The organism is Microbacterium luticocti DSM 19459, from assembly GCF_000422405.1.
GTDB lineage: Bacteria > Actinomycetota > Actinomycetes > Actinomycetales > Microbacteriaceae > Microbacterium > Microbacterium luticocti.
The window spans coordinates 301,851-324,401 of sequence record NZ_AULS01000002.1; the positions used below are offsets into that span (position 1 = coordinate 301,851).

Genomic DNA, 22,551 nt, shown 5'->3' on the forward strand with positions numbered 1-22,551 from the left:
CCCGCCGTCGGTGCACCCGTTCGGGAGGTGAGGGCGTGCAGAAGACCGGGTCGGATGAGGCTCCCGACGAGATCGACCCGGTCGTCCTGGTGCGCCGCGCCGCCGCCGAGCGTGACGTCCATCAGGTCGCGGCCCTTCTTACCCGCTGCCCCATCGAGCTGTGGTTTCGGATGCCGCCGTCCGAACTGCAGTTGATCATCGACACCACCCCGCCACGGCTGCTGCGCCCGGCCGGCGTGGGCACGCTGCTGATGCGGGCGTCGGTCTCGGGCGTGCCGCGGCGGCGGGCGACCTCAGGCCGCCGGCCTGCCGACGGCGCCGACGAACGCACGCGCACGGCCTGGCAGGTGCTGCACGCCGTGCAGCTGCGCCTTGCCGGCGACCCGGTGCAGGCCACCGAGATCCTCTGCGAGCTGCCGCTGGTGCGCGACCCGGTCACGGCCGTCATCGATCCCGGCCGCGGCGAGCGGGCGAGCGTGGTCCTGCAGGCGGCGCTGTCGGCGATGCTGGCCGGCCGTGAACGGCGGGCGCGGGTGCTGTTCGAGAAGGCGCTCGTGTTCCCGGTGCCGCCCACGCTGGCGTTCTTCCGCCGCGAAGCACATCTGCGGATCGCGATCATCGAAGCGCTCGACGGCGACCCCGACCGCGCGCGACGGCATCTGCACCTGGCACGTCAGGTGCCGCGCACCGACAGCTGGGCCGAGGCGGCGCTGGACACCGATGAGGCGCTGGCCGAGATCGCGACCCGTGCCGACGAGCATCCCGAGGCCGCGTTCGCCGACCTGCTGCAGATCCCGATCGCGCACATGCACGAACTGTGGCCGTATCACGCGCTGGCGACGTACTACCTCGGCATGCGCACGGGGCGCCTGCCCGAGTTGCGCGAGCGTCTGGCGCAGCTCCGCGCCATCCGGCTTGCCGGAACCGAGGGCACCGGCCTGATGGGGAGCGTGCTCGCGCAGGGTCTGGTCGTGCACGGCATCCTGGCCGGCGTCGGCGGCGAGGTCGCCGCCGAGCTCGAGCAGGCCGACGACACGGTGTGGCAGACCGCGGTGATCGCCGCCGGGATCGCCCTGGTGCGCGGGGCGCCGCCGCAGGCCATGCGGCTGCTGCACGGCGCCTCCGAACAGACGCGCGGGCTGACGCGGGCCGACACCTTCCGCCGCATGGTGCTGGCGGTGGCCCATGCGGTCTCCGACGAGCACGACGACGCCGAGTCGGTGCTCGCCGACATCGCGCCGCACCTCGACCCGCTCACGCTCGCGATGCTCGGCCGATTCGCTCCCACCTTCGCCGCGCGCGCCGCACAGCGGGTGCCCGGGTGGCCGACGGATGCCACCGTGCCGGCCGACCAGGCGACGCTGCGCCAGCGTGCCCTGACCGCGCGTGAACTCGAGCTGCTCACGCTGCTGGCGCGTGGCCTGTCACGCACCGAGATCGCCCAGGAGCTGTTCATCACGGTCAACACCGTGAAGACGCACCAGCGGTCGCTGTACCGCAAGCTCGGTGCGACCACCCGCACCGACGCCCTGCGCGAGGGCCGGCGGCGCGGGCTGGTCTGACCGGTTCAGGCCGGGGCGTCACCGCCCACGAGGGCATCGTCGGCGTCGGGGTCGGTCGCGGCCTGCTCGAACTGCGCCCGGTAGAGGCGCCAGTATGCGCCGCGGGCGGAGATCAGCTCGTCGTGCGTGCCCTTCTCGACGATGTCGCCGTGCTCCATCACCAGGATGAGGTCGGCGTCGCGGATCGTCGAGAGCCGGTGCGCGATCACGAACGAGGTGCGCCCCTGCCGCAGCGCCGCCATGGCGTGCTGCAGCAGCAGCTCGGTGCGGGTGTCGACCGAACTGGTGGCCTCGTCGAGGATCAACACCGACGGATCGGCGACGAACGCCCGGGCGATCGTGATCAGCTGCTTCTCGCCCGCCGACACGTTCGAGGCGTCCTCGTCGAGCACGGTGTCGTACCCGTCGGGCAGCGAGTGCACGAACCGGTCCACCCGGGTGGCGGTCGCCGCCTGGACGATCTCGTCGTCGGTGGCGGACTGCCGGCCGTAGCGGATGTTCTCGCGGATCGTGCCGGCGAACAGCCACGGATCCTGCAGCACCATGCCGGTGCGGCTGCGCACGTCGTCGCGGGTCAGTTCGGCGACGTCCTGGCCGTCGAGCAGGATCCGCCCGCCGTCCAGTTCGTAGAACCGCATCAACAGGTTCACCAGCGTCGTCTTGCCGGCACCGGTCGGGCCGACGATCGCGACGGTCTGACCCGGCTCGACCCGGAACGACAGGTCGTGGATGAGGGGCTGATCGGGATCGTACGAGAACCTGACGTGCTCGAACTCGATGACGCCGCGCCCGGGCTGCAGTGCGGGCGCGTCGTCGGCGTCGGGCTCCTGCTCGTCCTGGTCGAGCAGGTCGAACACGCGCTCAGCCGACGCGGTGCCGGACTGGACCACCGCGGCCATGCCGCCCAGTTCGCTCAGCGGCTGGGTGAACTGCTGCGAGTACTGGATGAACGCCTGCACGTCACCCAGGCGCAGGTTGCCCGACGCGACCATGAGCCCGCCGAGCACGGCGATGCCGACGTAGGTCAGGCTGCCGATGAACATCATGCCGGGCATGATGATGCCCGACAGGAACTGCGCGGTGAAGGACGCCTGGAACAGCTCTTCGTTCTCGTCGGCGAACTTCTGCCGCGAGTCCTGCTCACGGCCGAACACCTGCACCAGCGCGTGCCCCGAGAACGACTCCTCGACGCGGGCGTTCAGCCGCCCCACCTTGCGCCACTGCGTGGCGAACGCCTTCTGCGAGCGCGGTCCGATGACGCCGAAGATCACCGCCATCAGCGGCAGCGACACCAGCGCGACCAGGGCCAGCTGCCACGAGATCGAGAACATCATCACGAGCACGCCGACCACGGTCAGCACGCTGGTGAGCGCCCCCGACAGCGACTGCTGCATGGTCTGGGTGATGTTGTCGATGTCGTTGGTGACCCGCGAGATCAGCTCGCCGCGCTGCACCTTGTCGAAGTACGACAGCGGCAACCGGTTGAGCTTGGCCTCGACGTCCTCACGCAGCCGCCACATGGTGCGCACCATGATGACGTTGATGACGTATCCCTGCACCCAGCTGAGCAGGGCGGATGCCACGTAGATGGCCAGCACCCAGACGATGACCTGCCGCAGCCGGTCGAAGTCGATGCCGGCGCCGACGCGGAACTCGCTCATCGCGGCGACCATGTCGGCGATGTCGGTCTGCCCGGACTGCCGCAGCATCTGCACGACCTGGGCCTGCGAGGTGCCGTCGGGGATGTGCGCGGCCTTCAACATCAGCGAGGTGAAGCCTTCGAAGATGATGTTCGTGGCCTCGCCGAGCACCTTGGGGGCGATCACCGCCAGCACCACCCCGATCGCCCCGGCGATCGAGACCAGGGTGAACCCGACCCAGTGGGGCTTCAGCAACCCGATCATGCGGGCGAAGCTGGTGCCGAAATTCGCGGCCTTGCCGGGGGCGACGCTGTCCCAGTCGCCCGACGAGAGCCGCGCCTGTTCGGCGAGCTCGAGTTCGAGGCGTTCCTCTTCGGTCTGCATGTCGGGGGCGCTCATGCCTGCACCGCCAGCTGCGAGTCGACGATCTCTTTGTAGGTGGGGCACGTCTCGATGAGTTCGTCGTGGGTGCCGATGCCGACCACCCGCCCGTCGTCGAGCACCACGATGCGGTCGGCGTCGGTGATGGTCGACACCCGCTGGGCCACGACGATCTTGGTCACCTGTGGCATCCGTCGCCACAGCGCCTGCCGCAGTCGGGCGTCGGTGGACAGGTCGAGCGCCGAGAACGAATCGTCGAAGACGAGGATGTCGGGCTGGTGCACGATGGCGCGGGCGATGGCGAGCCGCTGCCGCTGCCCGCCCGACACGTTGGTGCCGCCCTGGGCGATGCGCGAGGCCAGGCCGCCCTCCTTCTCGGCGACGAAATCGCGTGCCTGGGCGATCTCGAGCGCGTCCCACAGTTCGGCGTCGGTGGCGTCTTCACGCCCGAACCGCAGGTTCGAGGCGATGGTGCCGGTGAACAGGAACGGCCGCTGCGGCACCAGGCCGATGCCCTGCCACATGGCGTCGAGGTCGGCCTCGCGCACGTCGACGCCGGCGACGCGCACCGCGCCGCCGGTGACGTCGAACAGGCGCGGGATGAGCGAGACCAGCGTGGTCTTGCCCGACCCGGTCGACCCGACGATCGCGACGGTCTCGCCCGGCTCGGCACGGAAGCTGACATCGGTCAGCACCGGCTCGTCGGCGCCCGGGTACGCGAAGGTGACGTGGTCGAACTCGACGGTGCCGGGCGTGGGGAACTCCCGCGCCGGGTGGGCGGGACGGGCGAGCGAGGTGTCGGTGTCGAGCACCTCGCCGATGCGCTCGGCCGACACCGCCGCACGCGGGATCATGATCGTCATGAAGCTCGCCATGAGCACGCCCATGAGGATCTGGCCGACGTACTGCATGAACGCGAACAGCGTGCCGATCTGCACGTCACCGGTGTTGACGGCGAGCCCGCCGAACCAGATCACGCCGACGACGGTGAGGTTCAGCACGAGCATGGCGAGTGGGAACAGCAGCACGAACAGCGACCCGACCCTGCGCCCGACCACGAAGATGCCGGTGTTGGCCCCACGGAAGCGGTCTTCTTCGATGCGCTCGCGCACGAACGCACGCACCACGCGCACGCCGGTCAGCTGCTCGCGCATGATGCGATTCACCGCGTCGAGCTTGACCTGGTACGAACGGAACAGCGGCACCATGCGGCTGATCACGAGCGCGGCGATCAGCAGCAGCAGCGGCACCGACACGGCGATCAGCCAGCTCAGCCCGACGTCCTGCTGCAGCGCCATGATGACGCCGCCGATCGCCAGCAGCGGGGCGGTCACGAGCATGGTCGAGGCCATCATCGCGAGCATCTGCACCTGCTGCACGTCGTTCGTGTTGCGGGTGATCAGGGACCCGGCGCCGAACGTCGACAGCTCGCGCTCCGAGAACGAGCTGACCCGGTCGTAGACGTCGCGGCGGATGTCTCGGCCGGCCGCCATGGCGGCGCGGGCGGCGAAGAAGGTGGCCACGACGGATGCCACGATCTGGCCGAGCGAGATCAGCAGCATGAACGCGCCGTGCGACCAGATGTAGCCGGTGTCGCCGGTGGCGACGCCGTGGTCGATGATGTCGGCGTTCAGCCGCGGCAGGTACAGCTGGGCCATCGCCGAGGCGAACTGGAACACCAGCACGCCCAGCAGCAGCCAGCGGTAGGTTTTCAGATAGCGGTACAGGATTCTGGCGAGCACGGCGGACTCCAAGAGGGGATCGCGCGAATGCGCGGACGTCCTAGAGTGCCACGACCCGGCGACATTCTGCTACCCGATCCGCGGACCGATCCCGAGCAGCCTCTCGAGGGCGGCCAGCGCGGGACGCTGCCCTTTCACCAGCAGCCGGGCCGCGGCATCCAGCCCCACCCATTCGGCACGGTCCACCTCGGGAAAGGTCGCGATGCGGCCCGAGCGCGGCGGCCATTCCATCTCGAACGTGCCGAAGCAGAATCCGGATGCCTCGAACCCGGCGCCGTCCACGGCGAACACCGTCACCCGCTTGCCCGACGAGTACGCCCAGGTGCCCAGTTCCACCGGCTCGGCCGCGGGCGGATCGATGCCGAGCTCCTCCCGGAACTCCCGGGCCGCGGCATCCCGCGCCGTCTCGATGTCGGGGTCGAACTCGCCCTTCGGGATCGACCACGCGCCCTCGTCCTTGCGCGCCCAGAACGGGCCGCCCATGTGCGCGATCAGCACCTCGACGGCCGAGCCGTGGCGGCGGTACAGCAGCAGCCCGGCGCTGTGGACCATGCTCACCCGTCCCCGCCCGGTCAGGCCTCGACGGGGGTGGCGGCCGCGGCCTGTTGGTCGGACTCGGTGGCCACGAGCTGCCCGCACGCGCCGTCGATGTCCTTGCCGCGGGTGTCGCGGATGGTGGTGGGGATGCCGTGGGCTTCGAGCCGTCGCACGAACTCCTCCTGCACCGGCTTCTCGGACGCGGTCCACACCGAGCCGGGGGTCGGGTTCAGCGGGATGGGGTTGACGTGCACCCAGCCGCGGCCGCGGGCGTTGAGCTTGTCGGCGAGCAGGTCGGCGCGCCAGCCGTGGTCATTCATGTCCTTGATGAGCGCGTACTCGATCGAGACGCGGCGTCCGGTCTTCTCGAAGTATTCGCGGGCGGCATCCAGCGCCTCGTCGACCTTCCACCGCGAGTTGACCGGGATCATCTCGTCGCGCAGTTCGTCGTCGGGGGCGTGCAGCGACAGCGCGAACGTGACCGGGATGCCCTCGTCCGACAGCTTGCGGATCGCGGGCACCAATCCCACCGTGGAGACCGTGATGCCGCGCGCGCTCATGCCCATGCCGTGCTTCTTGTCGGTCATCACGCGCACCGCCTGCATGACACGGGCGTAGTTGGCCAGCGGTTCACCCATGCCCATGAACACGATGTTCGAGACCCGTTCGCCGGCGTGGCCGACCTTGCGGGGGTCGCCCAGCTGCCCGTCGGCGATGACCCGGTTGGCGCGCACCACCTGCGCGACGATCTCGGCCGCCGACATGTTGCGGGTCAGGCCCGCCTGCCCGGTGGCGCAGAACGGGCAGTTCATGCCGCAGCCGGCCTGGCTCGACACGCACAGCGTGATCCGGCCGGGGTAGCGCATGAGCACCGACTCGACCAGTGCCCCGTCGTGCAGTTTCCAGAGGAACTTGACGGTGTCACCGCGGTCGGTCTCAAGTCGCCGCACCTCGGTCAACAGCGGCGGCAGCAGGGTGTGCACGAGCTCGTCGCGTCCGGCGGCGGGCAGGTCGGTCATCTCGGCCGGGTCGTGCGTGCAGTGCACGAAGAAGTGCTTCTCGAGCTGGGCCGCCCGGAAGGCCGGCAGCCCGAGTTCGGTGACCTTCTCGACCCGCTGCTCGGGGGTCAGGTCGGCCAGGTGCGCCGGCGGCTTGCCCCGCCGGGGGCTGGCGAACTGCAGCAGCGGGCGGCCCGCGGCATCCTTGCGCTGCGTCCACCCCTCGGTGCGCGGCCGCACCTGCGGCGCGCGCGTGGTCTCGGAGGTCATCCCCTCAGGGTAGGCCAGCCGCCTGCGCAGACGCCGAGTCGCGCGCGCCCAATCGAGCAAGCCCAATCGAGGAAGCCCAATCGAGAAGGCTCAGTCGAGGAAGATGTCGGGGAACAACTCGGCGTCGGGCGTGCCCGGCACCGCGGCGTACCCCGAGAGGTCGGTCACCCCGGCCTCGGCGAGCACGTCCTCGACGATCAGCGTCTGGCCCGTGCGTTCGCGGGCGGGCTTCGTGATCACCTCATAGGCGGCGTCGGCGTAGATCTCGGGAGTGCGGCTGACCTTCATCATCCGGTCGCCGCCGAGCGCGAACTGCACGGCCGCGGTCGCGATCGTGGTGCGCGGCCACAGCGTGTTGGCGGCGATGCCGTCGGATGCGAACTCGGCGGCCAGACCGAGGGTCGCCATGGTCATGCCGTACTTCGCGAGCGTGTACCCGGTGTGCGCGCCGAGCCAGCGCGGCGTGATGTTCAGCGGCGGCGACAGCGACAGGATGTGCGGGTTCTCGGCGTCGCGCAGCACCGGGATCGCCGCACGCGAGAGCATGAACGTGCCGCGCACGTTCACGTCCTGCATGAGGTCGTACTTCTTGGCGCTCAGCTCGAGCGAGCCCGACAGGTCGATCACGCTCGCGTTGTTGATGACGATGTCGATGCCGCCGAACTCGCCGCGCGTGGTCAGCACCGCCTCGGCGATGTCGTCGTCGCTGCGCACGTCTCCGACGATCGGCAGGGCCCGGCCTCCGGCATCCCGGATCGCCTGCGCCGCGGTGTGCACGGTGCCCTCGAGCTTCGGATGCGGGGTGTCGGTCTTGGCGAGCAGCGCGATGTTGGCGCCGTCGCGGGCGGCGCGCAGCGCGATGGCCAGCCCGATGCCGCGGCTGCCGCCCGAGAGCAGGATCGTCTTGCCGGCCAGGGGCGTGTCGGTCATGTCGTCTCCGAGGTGGGATTCCGGGGGGGGATTCCGGGGGTGGATGCGGCGCTCAGCGCGACCGCTGGGTGAACGCGGCGATGCGCGCCTGGGCTTCGGGGGTGTCGAAGGCGGCGCCGATGGAACGGGCCTCTTCGGCCAGCTGTTCGGCGAACGTACGGTGCGGTTGCGAGCGGATCAGGCGCTTGGCGTGGCCGTAGGCGCCGTGGGCGCCGGCGAGCCAGAACCGCGCGACCTCTTCGGCCCGCAGTGCGACGGCGTCGGGGGCGGTGATCTCGGCGACCAGGCCCCACTCGAGCGCTTCCTGTGCCGACAGCATCCGGTCCTGCAGCACCAGTTGCAGTGCGCGGCGTTCGCCGACCGCGCGGGCCAGCTGCGCCGACACCGACAGGTCGGGGGTGAGCCCGATGTTCGCGTACAGGCTGCCGAGCTGCGAGTCCTCACCCACCACCGCGTAGTCACTGGCCAGCAGGATGCCCAGTCCGCCGCCGGCGGTCGTGCCGTGCGCGGCGGCGACCACAGGGATCGCCGACTCGGTCAGCGCGCGGATGCCGCTGTTGATCACCTCGGCGAGCGCGGTGATCTCGGCGCCCGACCCCATCTGCTCGGCCATGTCGCGCACGTCTCCGCCGGCACAGAACGCGCGGCCGGCGGCGTCCACCAGGATCGCCCCGACGTCGTCGCGGCTCGTCGCCGCGCGGGTGAGCTCGGCCCACAGCCGCGCCGACTCGGCGTTGAACGCGTTGAGCCGGTCGGGCCGGTTCAGCGTGATGCGCGCGAGGCCGTCCTCGACGTGCAGCAGGATCGGGTCGCTCACCGTGGCGCCATCCGGATCGCGCCGTCGAGGCGGATGGTCTCGCCGTTGAGGTAGCCGTTGTCGACGATCGAGAGCACCAGGCGGGCGTACTCGTCGGGCGTGCCGAGCCGGGCCGGGTAGGGCACCTGCTCACCGAGCGAGGCCTGCGCGGCCTCGGGGAGCCCCGCGAGCATCGGGGTCTCCATGATGCCCGGGGCGATCGTGCACACCCGGATGCCGTAGCGCGCGAGCTCGCGGGCGATCGGCAGGGTCATCGCGTGCACGCCGCCCTTGCTGGCCGAGTACGCGGGCTGGCCGATCTGCCCCTCGAACGCGGCGACCGAGGCGGTGCTGACGATGACGCCGCGGTCGCCCGATTCGGTCGGTTCGGTGCGGGCGATGGATGCCGCGGCCTGGGAGGTGACGTTGTAGGTGCCGATGAGGTTGACCTGGATGATCTTCGCGAATTGGGCCAGCGGGGTCGGGTTGCCCTCGCGGTCGAGCACCTTGGCGGGCGGGGCGATGCCGGCGCAGTTGACCACGACGCGCAGCGGCGCAGCGGCCGAGGCGACCTCGACGGCGGCGGCGACCTGGTCGGGATCGGTGACATCGGCGGCGGCGAACGTGCCGCCGAGTTCGGCCGCGATCTCGGCGCCGGCCGAGGTCGGCAGGTCGACGATCGTGACGGCCGCGCCTTTCTCGGCAAGGCGGCGGGCGGTGGCAAGACCGAGGCCGCTGGCCCCGCCGGTGACGAGGGCGGATGCTCCGCTGATCTCCATCTGTTCTCCTTCGAACGAGCGGTTCGACATTCCGTTTCAGCTTATGCGGTACTCAGTGTCACGACCGCCGTGGCTGAGCCCAGCCTAGCCGGGACCGACCGCGCCCGTGCGGGCCGAGCGGGTGTTGACTGGGCGTATGGAGATCCGCAGCAAGCGCGTGTACGACGATCCCGACCCCGCCGACGGCTTCCGTGTGCTGGTCGATCGGCTGTGGCCGCGCGGACTGTCGAAGCAGCGCGCGCAGGTCGACCTGTGGGACAAGGACGTCGCCCCGAGCGCCCAGCTGCGCACGGCGTTCCACCACGACGGCATGCCGTTCAGCCAGTTCGAGAAGGCGTACCGCGCGGAGCTTGCGGCGGGCGCGGACGCCGTCGCGGCGCTGCGCAAGAAGTTGACCGGACACGACGTGGTGACTCTGCTCTACGCCACACACGACACCGAACACAACCACACCGGGCTGCTGCGCGAGGCGCTGCTGGCCTGACCGCGGTCGGGACGGGGTCAGCCCGAGCGCCAGCGGGCGCGGGGTTCGCCGGGTTTGAGGATGCATCGCATCGGCGTGCCCTTGGCGGTCGCCCCGGTCGACCCGGCCGGAGTGCAGAACGATCCGGGTCTCACGACGCGCGGGCCGGGCTTGGCCGGCGCCGGCTTGGGCTTGGCCGGCGCCGGCTTGGGCTTGGCGGGGGCCGTTGACGCCTTCTTCGGCGCGGGGGCGGTGGCCACCGCATCCGGCATCAACCGCACCGTGCCCGCCGTCGCGATCTTCTGGCCCGGGCAGGCGGCCAGCACGCGCGCCATCGCATCGCGCTCGGGGGCGGTCACCCACAGCCGGTAGCGCGCCTTGACGGTGATCTGCCGCGCGACGTACGCGCACCGGTACGCCTTGTTCTTCGGTAGCCAGGTGGCGGCGTTTCCGGCGCCCTTCTGCTCGTTCGCCCGACCCTGCACGGCGAGCAGGTTCAGCGGATCGTTGGCCAGCGCCTCACGCTGCGCCTGGGTGAGCTGCTGCGCACCGCTCTGCCAGGCGTCCATCAGCGCCACGACGTGGTCGATCTGCACCGCCGTCGAGGTGCCCTGCCCGCGCTGGAACGCGATCGTCGTGCCGGTATAGGGGTCGCGCAGGGTGCCGGTGAGCACCACGCATCCGTGCGTGCCGGGTTTGATCGTGACCTTCGCAAGGTCGCGGCGCAGAATGTCGTTGCGGGTGTCGCAGCCGTTGCGGTCGACGTCCTTCCACGCCGGCCCGAACACGACGGTGCGGTCGTATCCGGTCTTCGGCGCCCGGCCCTTGACCGGCAGGGTCTGCAGCAGCGCGAGCGCGGTGTTCGAGGGGTGGGCGGATGACGACGGCGTCGGCGTCGGCGTCGGCGTCGGCGTCGGCGTGACCGTGACCGTCGGGCTCGACGATGGCGTCGGTGTGGTGCTGGGGATGGGAGTGGACCGCCCTGTCGCGGTGGGGGCGGTGGATGCTGCGGCCGCGCGCGAGGTCGGTTCCGTGGACGGGGCGGACCGCGCCACGCCGGGCCCGTGCCCGGTCACCGCATACACGCCGGACCCCAGGAAGACGGCGACCAGCGCGCCGATCGCCAGTCCGGCTCCCGCCCTGCGCCCCTGCAGCGCCAGCCACGATCGGCGACGCGTCACGAAGGTGTAGCCGCCGGTGAACAGGGCGATGAACCCGGCCATCATGATGATCCCGCCGATGCCAGTGCCGGCGCCGGCGACGAGCAGCAGCACCGCCGACAGCGACAGCCCGACCCAGGTGGCCGGCCGGCGCCAGAAGGACTTCGTCACGATCGATCTCCGCAGGACGCGACCGATCGCCGCGCCCGTCTTTCCATATGAGAGCCCTCTCATCTTAGTGAGGGATGAGGCCTCCTGGAGGTGGACGGAGTGGTACCGTAACCACATGAGTGGCACGTTCACCGTCACGGTGGGAAACAAGGGCCGCATCGTCGTTCCGGCAGAGGTGCGCGAACGCCGCTCGTGGCGCGAGGGCACGCCCCTCGTCGGCATCGAGACCGCCGCCGGACTCGTGCTCGTGGGACGCGACGATGCGCGACGCCTGCTGCGCGACCAGCTCGCCGGCCACGACCTCGTCGCGGATCTGATCGCCACCCGCCGCGCCGAAGCCGTGCACGACGCCGCATGACCGTCTTCGACGCCTCGGCGCTGCTCGCCTTCCTGCAGACAGAACACGGCGCCGACATCGTGGCCGAGTACCTGGAGCAGGGCGGGACCGTCAGTGCCGCGAACTGGTCGGAGACGGCGCAGAAGGTGCAGGCCGCCGGCGCCGATTGGGCCCTCGCCCGGGGGCTGCTGCTCAGCTACGGGATTCGGATCGAGCCGGTGAGCGAAGCGGATGCCGAAGCCGCCGCACGACTGTGGCGTCGCGGCGACGCGCTCTCACTGGGTGATCGACTCTGCCTCGCACTCGGCGAGCGCGAAGGGGGAACGATCCTCACCGCCGACACGGCGTGGTCAGGACGACCCGGCGTCGTCCTGGTCCGCTGAACGAGCCTGACGCGCAGGCCGTAACGTCACAGCGCCCAGACGAACGTCCAGGTGCCGGCGGCGAGGGCGGCGACGACGGATGCCGCGGCCACCGCGACCGAGATGAGCACGAGCACGACGTCGCGCGGGCGCAACCGCGACGGGCGGGCCCACGTGCGCGGCCCGGGGGCGCCGAAGCCCCGCGCCTCCATCGCCGTGGCGAGCTTGGTGCCGCGCCGGATCGCGAGGACGAACAGGGCGAACGACTGCCCGGCGAACCGGCGGAACCGTCCGGTGTCGGCGACCCCGCGCGCGCGGCGCGCGAGCGACAGCTCCCGCCAGTCCTCGACCAGCAGGCCGACCAGCCGCAGCCCGGCCAGGGCGCCGAGCACGAACCGCGCGGGCAGCCGCAGCAGCTGCGACAGCCCGTCGGCCAGGTCGGTCGGGTCGGTGGTCGACAGCAGCACGACGGCCGGCAGCGAGATCGCCAGCACACGCAGCACGATCGCCAACGCCAGCGAGATCGACCCGTCAGTGACCTGCACGAGCCCCCAGTGCAGGTACGTCTGCCCGGACGGGCGGCCGTACAACACGGTCGCCACACCGCCGAGCACGGCGGCCACGAGCAGCGGCCAGGAGCGCAGCCACAGCATCCGCACCGGCAGGCCCGACAGCGGCAGCAGAACGAGCACGCACACCAGGGTGACCCCCGCCGAGACCGGGTCGATCGACAGCAGCAGGGTGACCGTCATCACGAGGGTCGCGCCGAGCTTGGCCACCGGGTTGAACGACGACACCCGTGCGGTCGGGTCAGCCGCCAGCACGCTCATCGCCTGCTCCCGTGCACCGGCAGCGCACCCGGCCGCAGTCCCGGCTGCGGTTGCAGGCACAGCTCGTCGTCGGCGAGGGCAGACACCAGTTCGCGGTCATGGGTGACGAACACGACGCCGGTACCGGCATCCCGCACCTCGTCGATGAGGTCGGCGAGTTCGCGCCACGTGCGGGCGTCCTGTCCGTACGTGGGCTCGTCGAGCACGAGCACACGCGGGCGGGTGGCCAGCGCGGCGGCGACGGTCAGGCGCCGCTTCTCGCCGCCCGACAGCGTGAACGGGTTCACCTGCGCCAGCCGGGTCAGCCGCAGCCGCTCCAGCAGCGGGTCGACGCGGGCGGCGACCTCGGTCTCGCCCAGGCGCACCGCGCGCGGGCCGACGGCGAGCTCCTCGCGGACCCGCGCGGTCAGCAACTGGTGCTCGGGCTCCTGGAAGACCATGCCGATACGGGTGAGCAGCCGGCGTGAACTCCATTCGCGCGGGGCCGGGCCGATGCCCGCGCGCAGCCGAGCGGTGGCGGCGAGCTCGCCGCCGGCCGGTTCGAGCAGGCCGGCGAGGGTCATCGCCAGGGTGGACTTGCCGGCTCCGTTCGGCCCGGTCACCGCCAGGGCCCGTCCGGCGTCGACACAGACCGAGATTCCGGATGCCGCGACCTGCGGCATCCGTGCCCCGAACGCCCGCCGGCCCACGGCCAGGTCACGAGCCTGCAGCAGCACGGGTGCGTCACCTGCTCGCCGCGGCCGCGGCGAGTGCCAGGGCTCGGTGCCGGGCACCCAGACCCCGGCGGCGGTCAGCTCATGCGCATGGCGCGCGAACACGTCGTCGGGCGTGCCGTCGGCGAGCAGTCCGTGCTCGCCGAGCACGATCACCCGGTCCATGTGTGCGGCCCACAACCCGACCCGGTGCTCGACGACCACGAGCGTCGCGCCGCCGGTGGCGGCGAGCACGGCGTCGCGCACCTCGACGGCGCCGTCCGGGTCGAGGTTGGCGGTGGGCTCGTCCAGCAGTACCAGGCCGGGCCGCATCGCGAGCACACCGGCCAGGGCGAGGCGCTGCTTCTGCCCGCCCGACAGCCGCGTGGTCGGGTGATCGCGCCGCAGCGGCAGGCCCACCGCGTCGAGCGCGGCATCCACCCGCCGCCAGATCTCGTCGCGCGGCACCCCGAGGTTCTCGCACGCGAACGCGATGTCGTCGCCGACCCGGGCGAGCACGACCTGCGCGTCGGGGTCCTGCAGCACGAGCCCGGCGCGGCCGCGCGCGTGGGCCGGCGGCACACCGTCCACGAACAGGCGTCCGGTCTGCTCGCCGTCCTCCTGGTCGCCGAGCACACCGGCCAGTCCCCGCATGAGCGTGGACTTGCCGGCACCGCTGGCCCCCAGCAGCAGCACGCGCTGCCCGGCGGGGACCTCGAGGTCGAGGTCGGCGACCGCCCAGCGGCGGCGGCCGGCGTGCCGCCACCCCCACCCGGCGGCGGTGACGGCGGCGGGACGCAGCGCGGTCACGGCATCCGTCCCAGCTGGCTCACGACGGCCCCTATGCGGCGTCGGGATCGTCGGTCTCGCGGGTGCGGGCCTCGCGACCGGCGCCGAACCGGTCGAGCGCGCCGGTGGCGGCCAGGGCCCGCACGATCAGCCACGACACGAAACCGGCCAGCACGATGCCCGAGACGATCGCGGCACCGAAGTAGATGGCGCGGAACTCGAACGACTTCGCCGCCACCGACGAGAAGTTGGTGTCGAGGATCGCCGTGGACAGTCCGGCCAGCGCGCCCGAGACCAGCGCGGCGGGCAGCCGCCAGTTGCGGTACAGCAGCAGCGCGAACCCGAGTTCGGCGCCGACACCCTCGATCACACCCCAGATGAAGGTCTCGGGACCCCACTGGGTGCCCACGACCATCGACACGACGGCGGCGACGATCTCGGTGTACAGGGCGGCGCCGGGCTTGCGGATGATGAGGCCGCCGAGCACGCCGGCGAACAGCCAGCCGCCGGCGAGTGCACCCTCCAGCCCGGGCAGGAAGGCGAGTCCGGTCGACAGCGGGGTCCAGGCCTGGCCCCACAGCCAGAAGATCACCCCGGCGGCGACGCCGACGACGCTGGCGACGACGATGTCGACGACACGCCAGCGCAGACGCGGCGTGGCGACGGTGGATGCGGACGTGGTTGTGTGCATCGATGCTCCTTCCTGCGCCGGCATGATCCGGATCAGGTTCGACGGTCGAAGCGTGTTCGCTTCCTCTCAGCCCGGCACACCGGACTCCCGTGGTTGTGCCGGTCAGTATAGTCGCCCGTCGGGTACCGTGGCCTGGTGACCCGTGCCGACCCGACGCCCGACCCCGCGGTCGCCGCGGACGCGGAAGGCGACGACCTCGACGCGATCGTGACCTCGACGGTGGCGACCTCGACGGTCGCGATCACGGCGCTGTCGTGGTGGGACGACGCCACGGTCACGGCGCTGCGGGCGCGCACTTCGACGACGACGGCGACGACGCTCGAGACCACGACGGGCCTGGTGCCGGCGGTGGTCCCGCTGCTACCCGATCGTCCGCGCCGGTCGGCGCTTCGTGCCCGCATGCTCGTGCCGCTGGGCGTGCTGCTGGTGCTGGTGGTCGGGTACGCCGCGACGATGGGGCTGTGGCCGCTGGGCGAGGTGGCCCCGACGGTGACGGCGGCCACGGTGTCCGCGCAGCCGGCGGCGGCGGCATCCGTCACCTGGCCGGCCACCGGCGCGGCCGGGGTGGCCGTGTCGGGGTTCGGCGCACCGGTGGCCTCGACCACCGCGCAGAGCCCGATCGCGAGCATCACGAAGGTGGTGACGGCGCTGCTGGTGCTCGACCGCAGCCCGGTGACGGCGAGCGCGCAGGGCATCGCGTTCCGGTTCTCGTACGCCGACAATCTCGAGTACTGGAGCTACCTGCGACGCAACGAGTCGGCGCTGGATGTTCCGGTGGGCGGCTCGTTGACCGAATACCAGATGCTGCAGGGCATGCTGATCGCCTCGGCCAGCAACTATGCGGCGCGGCTGGCCGGGCAGTGGTGGCCGTCCGACGAGAGTTTCGCCTCGGCCGCGAACGCGTGGCTGGCCGCCCGCAGAATCACGGGCATCACGATCGCCGATCCGACCGGCTTCGACGCGCGCAACACGGCGACGCCGGCGGCACTGGTGCGGCTGGCCCAGGTCGCGATGGACAATCCGGTGATCGCCGAGATCGTCGCGCAGAAGCAGGTGACGCTGCCGGGGGCGGGCACGGTCACGAACACGAACGAATTGCTCGCCGACCCCGGGGTGGTGGGCATGAAGACGGGCATCCTCGACGGCTACAACGTGCTGGCGGTCAAGGATGTCACCGTCGGCGGCACGACGGTGCAGGTGCAGGCCGCGGTGCTGAACCAGCCCGACGCCAAGACGCGCTGGACGGTCGCGCGGAACCTGTTCGCGCAGGTGCAGGCGCAGCTGCAGCCGACGACGGCGGTGGCGGCCGGTACGGTGGTCGGCACGGTGTCGACGGCGTGGGGCGCCTCGGTTGCGGTGGTCGCGTCCTCCGACGCCGATCTGGTGCTGTGGAACGCTGCGACCCCGACCGCGACCGCGCAGCTGACGCTCGGCGACGACTGGGCGGCCGGGGCTGCGGCCGGCAGCGTCACGGTGACCGGTCCGGTGCAGGCGACGACGGTGGATGCCGCATTGGCCGACGAGCTGGACGGCCCGGGCCTGTGGTGGCGGATCACCCATCCGCTGCAGCTGCTCGGAGTGGCCTGACGGCACCCGCAGTCATCATTCGCCCACACCCCACATGGGTAGCATCGGGGCGTGACGTTGCAGAACCACCCCGGAGAACGGGAGTTCCCGGTGCGATGGCGGTGGCGCTGGCGCAGATACGTGCGGGCACAGCGGCGCGCGCGCAACTCCTCGGGCGATCGCGCGAAGGTGCTCTACCCGACCCTCGGCGCCGCCCTGCTGCTGGTCGCCGCGCTGTTTCTGGCGGTGCACCTGGCCGACGCCTCGGCGATACCGCACCTGATGGCGCAGGGGCCGCTGCAGGTCGCGATCGTCGGCATCGGCATCGTCGCCATCGCCTCCGGCCTGCTCGGCTACGTCGTCGACCTGGTCGATGCCGGGCTGCCGCGTCGCACGGCCCGGCGGCGCCGCGCCGGACGGGCGCCCACGCGACACCGACGGAGACTGAGCGTCGCCGGGCTACGCGAACCGCACGCACTGGTTGAGCCGGGTGCGCACGTCGAACAGCTCGGTGCCACCGACCTCGCGCGCCCCGGTGATCCCCCGGCGCAGCACCGTGCTCAGCGCGCTGCGTCCGCACACCACGGTGCGCACGCCGCGCACCTTGCCGAGCTCGTGGATCGGTTCGGGCGCATCGTCGTCGGGCACGACCACGATCGCGCCGCCGAAGCGCACGCGCGCATCACGTGCGATGGTGCGGATGCCGGCGATCAGGTCCGCGATCGGCGTGCCGGCCACACCATCCCCGACCAGTTCCCCGCGTCGCACCCGCACCGGGCCGCCGGTGTCTTCGGAGAGGATGCCATACAGCCCGCTGGGCGCGAGCACGATGTGGTCGATCTTCTCGTCGGGGCGGCCGCCGGCGGCGACGTCGTGCCACACCGTGTATCCCATGCCGAGGTCGCCGACGATGCGCGCGGTGGCCTCTTCGGCGAGTGCGTCGGCCAGCAGCCGCCGGATCTCGACGGGCGCCGAGCGCACCAGGGCCGGATCGTACGGGTCGGGCAGCTCGACACCACGACCGACCCACTCGCGGATCAGGTCGAGGTAGCGCTCCCGCCGCCGGCCGCCGGGGTGCCCGTACGAGCGGGCGCGCGGCCGGGTGTCGGCGCGCGGTGCCGGCACGTGCCATCCGTCCCACTGCGGTGCGGCGCTCGCGCCGAACCCGTGCCCGCGGTCGTACGCCGCCCGCGCCGGGGCGGTGCCGACCAGCTGCCACGCGCGCTGCACCTGCACGAACGCGGCCGCGTCGCCGCCGGTGTCGGGGTGGGTCTGCCGCAGCCGCAGCCGGTAGGCGCGGCGCAGCGCCTCGTCGTCGACGTCGGGCGCGACGCCGAGCACCTCGTAGGCCGACGCCGACAGCGGACTGTCGAACACGTCAGTCCCAGAGCGGCACGGGCGGGGTGTGCGCGAACGCGTCGGCGACGGTGGCGGCCGTGACCTCGTCGGGCGAGGCGGGCTTCCAGTGCGGGTCGCGGTCCTTGTCGACCAGCTGCGCGCGGATGCCTTCGACCAGGTCGGGCTGCGTCATCCCGAACCACATCACCAGGCCGTACTCCTGCGCGAGGTCGGTGCGCAGGTCCGGCAGCGTCCGGGCGCGCCGCACCGCCTCGAGGGTCACCGCCATGCCGGTGGGCGAGAGCTCGGCCATGGTGTCGGCGACGGCGGATGCCTCGGGCTCGGGCCGGGCACGCAGACGCGCGACGATCTCGGGCACGGTGTCGGCCGAGAACGCGTCGTCGATCCACGGCCGGGCCGCCTCGAGCCGCGACGGCTTCGGGGTCTCGTCGAACAGCAGCACGATGCCGGTCGGCGTGGGCGGGTCGGCGCGGGTGGCGAGCGCCTCGCGCAGGTGGTCGAGGCGGTCGGCGGGCACGAAGTGGTCGGCGAATCCGGCGTAGATCGCATCCGCGGCATCCATCGTCGCCCCGGTCAGCCCCAGGTACTCGCCGACGCGTCCGGGCGCCCGGCCGAGCAGCCAGGTGCCGCCGACGTCGGGCGTGAATCCGATGCGGGTCTCGGGCATCGCGAGCTTCGAACGCTCGGTGACCACCCGGATCGCCGCGTGCCCGGCCAGGCCGATGCCGCCGCCCATGGTGATGCCGTCGGCGAGCGCGATGATCGTCTTGGGGTATTCGGCGATGCGGGCGTTGAGCGCATACTCGGCGCGGAAGAACACGCTGGTGTCTGCGGCGTGGCCGCCGGTGATCTGGTCGTACAGGCTGCGCACGTCGCCGCCCGCGCACAGGCCGCGGTCGCCGGCCCCGTCGAGCACGACGAGCCCGACGTCCGGGTCGTCCTGCCACCGGTCGAGGATCTGCGCGATCTGCACGATCATGTCGGTGTCGAGCGCGTTGATGGCCCGCGGGCGGTTCAGGGTGATGCGTCCGAGACCGCCTTCGGATCGTGCGATGACGGTGGGCTCGGCGGGTGTGGGCGACTGTGTCACGGGCCCCACGTTACCCGCTGCGCCCGGTTCGGAGATTCAGCAGGACGCGGGCGCGGTTTTCCGCAAAGATAGGGGGGACACTGCCCGCGACGACGAGAGGTTCCGCATGCCCGAAGGCCAGGTGCTGGAATTCGCAGGGCTCACCAAGAGGTTCGGTTCCGTCCTCGCCGTCGACGGGTTCACCGCCCGGGTCGCCCCCGGTGCGGTCACGGGTTTTCTCGGCCCGAACGGCGCGGGCAAGACGACCACCCTGCGCATGCTGCTGGGCCTGGTGCGCCCGACCGCCGGCCGGGTCACGATCGGCGGCGTGCCCTACGCCGGGCTGCGGCAGCCGATGCAGACGGTGGGCGCGGTGCTCGAGGCATCCAGTTTCCATCCCGGTCGCACCGCGGCGAACCATCTGAAGGTCTACGCGCAGGCTGCCGGGCTGCCGTTGACGCGGGTCGACGAGGCGCTGGGCACGGTGGGGTTGGCGGATGTCGCGGGGCGGCGCATCGGCGGATACTCACTCGGGATGCGCCAGCGGCTGGGTCTGGCCGGCGCGCTGCTGGGAGACCCGGGCGTGCTGGTGCTCGACGAACCGTCGAACGGACTGGACCCCGAGGGCATCACCTGGATGCGCGGGCTGCTGCGCACGCTCGCCGGCCAGGGGCGCACCGTGCTGGTCTCGTCGCACCTGCTGGCCGAGGTGGCGCAGACCGTCGACCGGTTGCTGATCATCGCGCACGGCCGGCTCGTGTTCCAGGGCGGCCTGGAGGAACTGTCGGATCCGTCCGAGCACGCCACCGTGGTCGATTCGCCCGACCGGGCGGGGCTGACGGCCGCGCTGAACGCGGCGGGCATCCGGTTCGAGGTGCTGCGCAGCGGGCTCACCGTGCGCGGCACCGATCCGGCCACGGTCGGGCGCGTGGCAGCGCACGCCCAGGTCGCGCTGTCGCTGCTGCAGCGGCGCGGCCCGGCTCTCGAGGAGGTCTTCTTCGACCTCGTCAACGGCCTGCGCGTGCATCCGTCGGCGCAGGGCATGGCTCCGCCCGCCGAGGCGGCGGGCGTGGCGGGTGCGGCGGGTGCGGCGGGTGCAGCGACGCCCCCTGAGCCGGCGACGGCAGAGCCCGCACCCACCACCGATCAGGTGCGGCACCCCGACATCCACCCCGACGCGCGGCCGGGCGCAGCCCTCACCGAACCCGGCGGCAGCGAGGCCGCCGAATCGAGCGACGGCGAACCCAGCGAGCTGGCCGAGAGCGAGGCCGCCGAGCCGAGCGACAGTGAACCGGCCGACAACGAGTCAAGCGACCCCGGCGACAGCGAGGCCAGCGAACCCGGCGATCGCGAGGCGAGCGAACCCGGCGACAGCGTGGCCAGCGAACCGAGCGGCAGCGAACCCACCGGCCCCGGCGAGGGCAAGCCCAGCGAACCGAGCGACATCGGCCCCAGCGAACCAGCCGACAGCGCTGCTACCGAACCGACCGACCGCGAGCCCAGCGAACCCGGCGACAGCCTGGCCGGCGAACCGGACGACAGCGAGGTCAGCGAATCCGGCGACAACGAGGCTGAGGCGGCCATGGCCGCGGCCGTCGCGGCGGGTCTGGAGACCACGGGCGGCTCACTTCCCGGTGCGGCGTTCGCGGTCGCCGCCACCGGCGTGATCGACATCATCCCGCCCGACGAGGCCGAGTCGCCGTCGCCGGGCGCGGATGACGAGGTCGTCGCGGGCGAGCCCGACCACCTGCCCGACGACGAGGACCACCCCGAGCCGCACACCGAGGCGGATGCCGCCGCGGACGCGTTCTTCCACTCGTTCGACGGCGCTGCCGATGGCAACGAAGCCGCGCGGGATGAGGCATCCACCCCCGACGAGCCCGCCCCCGACGAGTCCGCCCCTGCCGACGCCCCCACCCCGGAGGGTGCGAGCGGTGCACCCGTCGACGCATCCGACGAGGAAGGTGACCGGCGATGAGCCTTGTCGCGTCCGCACGGTCCGAGACCACCAAGCTGTTCACGACCGCGATGTGGTGGATCCTCGCCCTCGTGCTCGTCGTCTACGTGGGCATGACGGCGGCCGGTCTAGGGTTCGTGTTCTCAGCATCCGCCACCGGGTCGCTGCCCGGCGACCAAAACGGCCCGCAACTGTCGGGCGACGGCGCCGCGACGTTGCTGTACAGCGTGGCCGCGTCGATCGGGTACGTGTTCCCGCTGCTGATCGGCACGCTCATGGTGACCGGCGAGTTCCGGCACCAGACGCTCACCCCGACCTTCCTGGCGACCCCACGCCGCGGCGTCGCCCTGTCGGCGAAGGCGATCGTCGGCGTCGGGGTCGGCGTGCTGTACGCGGTGCTCGCCCTGATCGCCGCGGCAGGACCGTCCGCCGGGTTCCTCGCCGGGTTCGGGCTGAAGACCGAGCTGGATTCGGCCGACACCTGGGCGATGTTCGGTCGCATCGTGATCGCCTTCGTGCTGTGGGTGCTCATCGGCATCGGCGTCGGCACGCTCGTGCGCAACCAGGTCGCGGCCGTTGTGATCGTGCTGGCGTTCACCCAGTTCGTCGAGCCGATCGGCCGCGTCGCCGCCGCGTTCGTGAACGGCCTCGACACCGTCACACAGTTCCTGCCCGGCGCCGCCAGCGATGCACTGGTCGGCCAGAGCATCTATTCCACCATGGGGCAGACGGCCGGCTCAGGCGCCCAGCTCGAGTGGTGGGCGGGCGGCATCGTGCTGCTCGGCTACGCCGTCGTGCTCATCGTGCTCGGTCACCTGACCAGCTGGCGGCGCGACGTCAGCTGACGGATGCCACGGCTCCGGCCGCGACGCCACCCACAGGTGCCGCGGTCCTACGCGGTGCCGCGGTCCTACGCGGTCGCCGGACGCGGCCTCGGTGCGGGCTTGCGCGCCGGTTTCGCGGCGATCTCGGTGACGTCGGCGAGCTCGTCACCGGCATCCATGCGCAGCGCCTTCACCAACGCCAGCCCGTGCCGGGTGGTGAGGACGACCCGCTGGAACTCGTCGTGCCCGTCGAGGTCGATCACGACGCTGGGGCGGCGCCGGCGGATGACCGCGAAGTCGCGACCGGTGGCCGACTTCCACGTGCCCATGGCGATCGTGGACGGGATGTACGTGCCCGGGTCGGGCACGCCGCGCAGCCACGTCCAGGCGTCGTCGGTGAGCTGCACCTTCGTGATCTGCGAACGGTCGATCGCCACGTTCTGTTTGCGGAACGACAGCGCATGCTCGGTGAGCGAGAGCACGACCTCGAGCTGGGTCGAGTCGAGCAACAGCGTCACCATGCCTCCAGTCTGCCAGTCCGGCACGGCCCGGTGCAGGCGAATCGCTCACAGTGCGGCAACGATCCGAGGGCTTTCGGCCGCCGTCACCGCGACGCCGACCGCATGCGGCGGTGACAGACTGGGAC

22 protein-coding genes and 1 riboswitch are annotated in these 22,551 nt (G+C 71.9%); of the genes, 7 read left to right on the forward strand and 15 right to left on the reverse strand.

Going from position 1 to position 22,551, the window contains the following annotated elements; translation table 11 throughout:
- Nucleotides 1–35 precede the first annotated feature (35 nt).
- Nucleotides 36–1,562: a LuxR C-terminal-related transcriptional regulator gene (locus H577_RS18165; protein WP_029144912.1), complete on the forward strand. Its 1,527-nt coding sequence runs from the start codon at nucleotides 36–38 to the stop codon at nucleotides 1,560–1,562.
- A 5-nt stretch (nucleotides 1,563–1,567) separates the two neighbouring features.
- On the opposite strand, the gene H577_RS0104295 is transcribed toward H577_RS18165, so the two are convergent.
- The 7 genes from H577_RS0104295 to H577_RS0104325 all read right to left on the reverse strand — a co-directional run bounded on the left by H577_RS0104295 (nucleotide 1,568) and on the right by H577_RS0104325 (nucleotide 9,635).
- Entirely contained in the window at nucleotides 1,568–3,601 is a 2,034-nt protein-coding gene (locus H577_RS0104295; RefSeq protein WP_029144913.1) for an ABC transporter ATP-binding protein, read from the reverse strand.
- Nucleotides 3,598–5,325 carry an ABC transporter ATP-binding protein gene (locus H577_RS0104300; protein WP_029144914.1) on the reverse strand — a complete coding sequence of 576 codons (1,728 nt, stop codon included), beginning with the start codon at nucleotides 5,323–5,325 and terminating at the stop codon, nucleotides 3,598–3,600. The genes H577_RS0104295 and H577_RS0104300 overlap by 4 nt, the downstream gene beginning before the upstream one ends.
- Before the next feature lie 69 nt (nucleotides 5,326–5,394).
- Nucleotides 5,395–5,877, reverse strand: coding sequence for an NUDIX hydrolase (locus H577_RS0104305; RefSeq protein ID WP_036283681.1), 483 nt, complete (start codon nucleotides 5,875–5,877; stop codon nucleotides 5,395–5,397).
- Nucleotides 5,878–5,897: 20 nt separating this feature from the next.
- Nucleotides 5,898–7,130: a dual-specificity RNA methyltransferase RlmN gene (rlmN, locus tag H577_RS0104310; protein ID WP_029144916.1), complete on the reverse strand. Its 1,233-nt coding sequence runs from the start codon at nucleotides 7,128–7,130 to the stop codon at nucleotides 5,898–5,900.
- A gap of 90 nt (nucleotides 7,131–7,220) precedes the next feature.
- Nucleotides 7,221–8,060, reverse strand: coding sequence for an SDR family oxidoreductase (locus H577_RS0104315; protein WP_029144917.1), 840 nt, complete (start codon nucleotides 8,058–8,060; stop codon nucleotides 7,221–7,223).
- Nucleotides 8,061–8,112: 52 nt separating this feature from the next.
- On the reverse strand, nucleotides 8,113–8,877 hold the full coding sequence (locus H577_RS0104320) for an enoyl-CoA hydratase/isomerase family protein (protein WP_029144918.1): 765 nt from the start codon (nucleotides 8,875–8,877) through the stop codon (nucleotides 8,113–8,115).
- Nucleotides 8,874–9,635 (reverse strand): SDR family NAD(P)-dependent oxidoreductase, encoded by a 762-nt coding sequence (locus tag H577_RS0104325; RefSeq protein ID WP_029144919.1) that lies wholly within the window; start codon nucleotides 9,633–9,635, stop codon nucleotides 8,874–8,876. The genes H577_RS0104320 and H577_RS0104325 overlap by 4 nt, the downstream gene beginning before the upstream one ends.
- Nucleotides 9,636–9,771: 136 nt before the next feature.
- Between H577_RS0104325 and H577_RS0104330 the strand changes: the two genes are divergently transcribed.
- Entirely contained in the window at nucleotides 9,772–10,119 is a 348-nt protein-coding gene (locus H577_RS0104330) for a DUF488 domain-containing protein (RefSeq protein WP_029144920.1), read from the forward strand.
- A gap of 17 nt (nucleotides 10,120–10,136) precedes the next feature.
- Here H577_RS0104330 and H577_RS15070 read toward each other — a convergent pair whose 3' ends face one another.
- Complete coding sequence (locus H577_RS15070; protein WP_051191736.1) at nucleotides 10,137–11,429, reverse strand: HNH endonuclease family protein; 1,293 nt, start codon at nucleotides 11,427–11,429, stop codon at nucleotides 10,137–10,139.
- A gap of 115 nt (nucleotides 11,430–11,544) precedes the next feature.
- Here H577_RS15070 and H577_RS0104340 point away from each other — a divergent pair, with 115 nt between their 5' ends.
- Together H577_RS0104340 and H577_RS0104345 are read left to right on the forward strand one after the other, a co-directional pair.
- Nucleotides 11,545–11,787 (forward strand): AbrB/MazE/SpoVT family DNA-binding domain-containing protein, encoded by a 243-nt coding sequence (locus tag H577_RS0104340; protein WP_029144921.1) that lies wholly within the window; start codon nucleotides 11,545–11,547, stop codon nucleotides 11,785–11,787.
- On the forward strand, nucleotides 11,784–12,149 hold the full coding sequence (locus H577_RS0104345; RefSeq protein ID WP_029144922.1) for a type II toxin-antitoxin system VapC family toxin: 366 nt from the start codon (nucleotides 11,784–11,786) through the stop codon (nucleotides 12,147–12,149). The genes H577_RS0104340 and H577_RS0104345 overlap by 4 nt, the downstream gene beginning before the upstream one ends.
- Before the next feature lie 26 nt (nucleotides 12,150–12,175).
- Here the strand turns inward: H577_RS0104345 and H577_RS0104350 are convergent, their stop codons facing one another.
- The 3 genes from H577_RS0104350 to H577_RS0104360 form a co-directional block, all read right to left on the reverse strand.
- On the reverse strand, nucleotides 12,176–12,958 hold the full coding sequence (locus tag H577_RS0104350; RefSeq protein ID WP_029144923.1) for an energy-coupling factor transporter transmembrane component T family protein: 783 nt from the start codon (nucleotides 12,956–12,958) through the stop codon (nucleotides 12,176–12,178).
- Nucleotides 12,955–14,460, reverse strand: a complete 1,506-nt coding sequence (locus H577_RS0104355) for an ABC transporter ATP-binding protein (RefSeq protein WP_029144924.1) — start codon at nucleotides 14,458–14,460, stop codon at nucleotides 12,955–12,957. Before H577_RS0104355 ends, H577_RS0104350 begins: the two co-directional genes overlap by 4 nt.
- Nucleotides 14,461–14,491: 31 nt before the next feature.
- Nucleotides 14,492–15,130, reverse strand: a complete 639-nt coding sequence (locus H577_RS0104360; protein ID WP_029144925.1) for an ECF transporter S component — start codon at nucleotides 15,128–15,130, stop codon at nucleotides 14,492–14,494.
- Nucleotides 15,123–15,231: riboswitch (TPP riboswitch) on the reverse strand. It overlaps the preceding gene by 8 nt.
- 34 nt (nucleotides 15,232–15,265) lie before the next feature.
- Here H577_RS0104360 and H577_RS15075 point away from each other — a divergent pair.
- Entirely contained in the window at nucleotides 15,266–16,717 is a 1,452-nt protein-coding gene (locus H577_RS15075) for a D-alanyl-D-alanine carboxypeptidase family protein (protein ID WP_051191738.1), read from the forward strand.
- Between the two features lie 15 nt (nucleotides 16,718–16,732).
- On the opposite strand, the gene H577_RS17555 is transcribed toward H577_RS15075, so the two are convergent.
- From H577_RS17555 to H577_RS0104375, 3 genes are read right to left on the reverse strand one after another with little or no spacing between them, the layout of a single operon-like run.
- A complete protein-coding gene (locus tag H577_RS17555) occupies nucleotides 16,733–17,131 on the reverse strand; it encodes a hypothetical protein (RefSeq protein WP_156876546.1) in 399 nt (132 codons plus the stop codon).
- A gap of 24 nt (nucleotides 17,132–17,155) precedes the next feature.
- Nucleotides 17,156–18,073 (reverse strand): DnaJ domain-containing protein, encoded by a 918-nt coding sequence (locus H577_RS0104370; RefSeq protein ID WP_029144926.1) that lies wholly within the window; start codon nucleotides 18,071–18,073, stop codon nucleotides 17,156–17,158.
- A gap of 1 nt (nucleotide 18,074) precedes the next feature.
- Nucleotides 18,075–19,145: an enoyl-CoA hydratase/isomerase family protein gene (locus H577_RS0104375; protein WP_029144927.1), complete on the reverse strand. Its 1,071-nt coding sequence runs from the start codon at nucleotides 19,143–19,145 to the stop codon at nucleotides 18,075–18,077.
- 106 nt (nucleotides 19,146–19,251) lie between these two features.
- Here H577_RS0104375 and H577_RS15080 point away from each other — a divergent pair, with 106 nt between their 5' ends.
- Both H577_RS15080 and H577_RS0104385 read left to right on the forward strand, forming a co-directional pair.
- Nucleotides 19,252–21,102 (forward strand): ATP-binding cassette domain-containing protein, encoded by a 1,851-nt coding sequence (locus H577_RS15080; RefSeq protein WP_036283685.1) that lies wholly within the window; start codon nucleotides 19,252–19,254, stop codon nucleotides 21,100–21,102.
- Nucleotides 21,099–21,926, forward strand: coding sequence for an ABC-2 transporter permease (locus H577_RS0104385; protein ID WP_029144928.1), 828 nt, complete (start codon nucleotides 21,099–21,101; stop codon nucleotides 21,924–21,926). Before H577_RS15080 ends, H577_RS0104385 begins: the two co-directional genes overlap by 4 nt.
- Before the next feature lie 65 nt (nucleotides 21,927–21,991).
- Here the strand turns inward: H577_RS0104385 and H577_RS0104390 are convergent, their stop codons facing one another.
- Complete coding sequence (locus H577_RS0104390; RefSeq protein WP_029144929.1) at nucleotides 21,992–22,426, reverse strand: hypothetical protein; 435 nt, start codon at nucleotides 22,424–22,426, stop codon at nucleotides 21,992–21,994.
- Nucleotides 22,427–22,551 lie beyond the last annotated feature (125 nt).

Bases quoted from the DNA above. Each gene is read 5' to 3' on its own strand.
- H577_RS0104315 (WP_029144917.1), bottom strand. From the start codon at position 8,060: ATGACCGACACGCCCCTGGCCGGCAAGACGATCCTGCTCTCGGGCGGC.
- H577_RS0104340 (WP_029144921.1), top strand. From the start codon at position 11,545: ATGAGTGGCACGTTCACCGTCACGGTGGGAAACAAGGGCCGCATCGTC.
- H577_RS0104385 (WP_029144928.1), top strand. From the start codon at position 21,099: ATGAGCCTTGTCGCGTCCGCACGGTCCGAGACCACCAAGCTGTTCACG.
- H577_RS0104360 (WP_029144925.1), bottom strand. From the start codon at position 15,130: ATGCACACAACCACGTCCGCATCCACCGTCGCCACGCCGCGTCTGCGC.
- H577_RS0104345 (WP_029144922.1), top strand. From the start codon at position 11,784: ATGACCGTCTTCGACGCCTCGGCGCTGCTCGCCTTCCTGCAGACAGAA.
- H577_RS0104390 (WP_029144929.1), bottom strand. From the start codon at position 22,426: ATGGTGACGCTGTTGCTCGACTCGACCCAGCTCGAGGTCGTGCTCTCG.
- H577_RS15080 (WP_036283685.1), top strand. From the start codon at position 19,252: ATGCCCGAAGGCCAGGTGCTGGAATTCGCAGGGCTCACCAAGAGGTTC.
- H577_RS0104330 (WP_029144920.1), top strand. From the start codon at position 9,772: ATGGAGATCCGCAGCAAGCGCGTGTACGACGATCCCGACCCCGCCGAC.
- rlmN (WP_029144916.1), bottom strand. From the start codon at position 7,130: ATGACCTCCGAGACCACGCGCGCGCCGCAGGTGCGGCCGCGCACCGAG.
- H577_RS0104325 (WP_029144919.1), bottom strand. From the start codon at position 9,635: ATGGAGATCAGCGGAGCATCCGCCCTCGTCACCGGCGGGGCCAGCGGC.
- H577_RS0104305 (WP_036283681.1), bottom strand. From the start codon at position 5,877: ATGGTCCACAGCGCCGGGCTGCTGCTGTACCGCCGCCACGGCTCGGCC.
- H577_RS0104350 (WP_029144923.1), bottom strand. From the start codon at position 12,958: ATGAGCGTGCTGGCGGCTGACCCGACCGCACGGGTGTCGTCGTTCAAC.
- H577_RS0104295 (WP_029144913.1), bottom strand. From the start codon at position 3,601: ATGAGCGCCCCCGACATGCAGACCGAAGAGGAACGCCTCGAACTCGAG.